The organism is Actinocorallia lasiicapitis (assembly GCF_054778695.1).
Genome location: NZ_BAAGZI010000634.1, coordinates 1 through 1,989 on the forward strand (window position 1 = coordinate 1; position 1,989 = coordinate 1,989).

A 1,989-nucleotide genomic window follows, 5' to 3' on the forward strand; every position below is an offset into this window, starting at 1 on the left:
ACCGCCGCGCGCGCCGCCCACGACCGCGCCTACGCCGCGGGCTGGGACGTCTGGTGCGGCGGCTCCGGCGTGTTCGGCATCGGCAAGGCCGCCTCGGTCGCCCTGGCCAGCCTGCCGGGCTGCACCCTGCCCAGCGACATCACCGAGTTCGCGGGCGGCCCCGAATACGTGACGCCCCCGGTACGTTCCACCGGAGGCGTCGTCGCGGTCCCGCTGACCCAGCCGGGCCTCGGCCACGAGGTCGAGTCGGCCAAGCTCACCCGGCTGTCCACCGCCGACCTGCACTTCACACGCCGGCGGTAGGCGATCAGTACGACTTGGGCAGCCCCAGGGAGTGCTGGCCGACGAAGTTGAGGATCATCTCCCGGCTGACCGGGGCGATCCGCAGCAGCCGGGTCGAGGTGATCATGCCGCCGATCCCGTACTCGACGGTCAGGCCGTTGCCACCGAAGGTCTGCACCGCCTGGTCCACACAGTGGTTGGCGGCCTCCCCCGCGGCGTACTTGGCCATGTTGGCGGCCTCGCCCGCACCGAAGTCGTCGCCCTCGTCATAGAGGAACGCCGCCTTCTGGCCCATCAGCCTGGCCAGCTCCAGCTCGATCTTGGCGGCGGCCAGCGGGTGCGCCAGCCCCTGGTGGGCACCGATCGGGGTCTTGAACACCTGACGGGAGTTGGCGTACTCCACGGCACGGCCGAGGGCGTAGCGGCCGATGCCGCCCGCCATGGCCGTCGCCATGATCCGCTCGGGGTTCAGCCCGGCGAAGAGCTGGAGGAGGCCCGCGTCCTCGTCGCCGACCAGGGCGTCGTAGGGCAGGCGCACGTCGTCCAGATGGCAGATGAACTGCTTCTCCGGAGAGACGATCTCCATCGGGATCTCCGACCAGGTGAAGCCCTCGGTGTCGGTCGGGATCACGAACAGGGCGGGCTTGAGCGTGCCCTTCTGGTCCTCCATCCGGCCGACGAACAGGACCGCGTCGGACTCGTCGACCCCGGAGATGAAGGTCTTCTGGCCGTTCAGCACCCAGCCGTCACCGTCGCGGCGGGCCTGGGTGGTGATCCGGTGGGAGTTGGAACCGGCGTCGGGCTCGGTGATCGCGAACGCCATCTTGAGCGTGCCGTCCGCGAACCCGGGCAGCCAGCGGCGCTTCTGCTCCTCCGTCCCCGACCGCGCGATGATCGTCGCGCAGATCGCGGGGCTGACGACCATCATCAGCAGCGGGCTGCCCGCCGCCGCCAGCTCCTCGCAGACCGCCGCCAGATCGGCGATGCCGCCGCCCCCGCCGCCGTACTCCTCCGGCACGCTGACGCCCAGATAGCCCAGCCGTCCGGCCTCCGCCCACAGCTCGTGGGTCTTCTCGCCGCTGCGCGCCTTCTCCGCGTAGTAGGCCGCGCCGTACTTCGCGCCGAGGTCCGCCACGGCCGCGCGGAGCGCCTTGCGCTCGTCGCTCTCGATGAAGCTCATGTCTGGGGGGTCTCCTCAATGACCGCGAGGACCGCTCCGGCCTCGACCTGCTGTCCTTCGCTGACGTTCAGCTCCGCCACCGTGCCGGTGGCCGGAGCCGTGATCCGGTGCTCCATCTTCATCGCCTCCAGCACGACGACCACCGTGCCTTCGGCGACCGTCCCGCCCGCTTCCGCGGCGACCCGCACGACCGTGCCCGGCATCGGCGCCAGCAGCGCGCCGGGCGCGATCCGCAGGCTCGGATCGGCGAACCGCGGGACCACCGCGAGCGTCACGGGACCGAGATCGGAGTCGACGAACACCCGGTCGCCGTCCCGCTCGACCGCGAAACTCCGGCGGATCCCCGCGACGCCCAGGACGACGCCGTCCGGCCGTGCCTCGACCAGCTCCGCGCCCGGCTCCGAGCGCAGCCCGTCGCGGGTCAGCCGGTAGGAGACCTCGATCTCCCCTTCGGGCCCCGTGTAGCTCCTGCGCTGCGGCTGCGACGGCAGGTTCCGCCAGCCCGACGGCAGCCCGCCCAGCACCCG

At 71.9% G+C, this 1,989-nt stretch carries 2 protein-coding genes and 1 pseudogene; 1 reads left to right on the top strand and 2 read right to left on the bottom strand.

The annotated features are described in order from the left end of the window. Positions 1-303 (top strand): annotated as a pseudogene (locus ACYVE7_RS33170) (enolase C-terminal domain-like protein); the annotation flags it as partial. A gap of 4 nt (positions 304-307) precedes the next feature. On the opposite strand, the gene ACYVE7_RS33175 reads toward ACYVE7_RS33170, so the two are convergent. Beyond that, the gene (locus tag ACYVE7_RS33175; protein WP_460370423.1) at positions 308-1,462 is read right to left on the bottom strand and encodes an acyl-CoA dehydrogenase family protein; all 1,155 of its coding nucleotides are present in this window, start codon (positions 1,460-1,462) and stop codon (positions 308-310) included. Next, positions 1,459-1,989, bottom strand: a 531-nt coding sequence (locus tag ACYVE7_RS33180) for an acyl-CoA carboxylase biotin carboxyl carrier protein subunit (RefSeq protein ID WP_460370424.1), incomplete at its 5' end; no start/stop codon positions are given. The genes ACYVE7_RS33175 and ACYVE7_RS33180, both read right to left, overlap by 4 nt.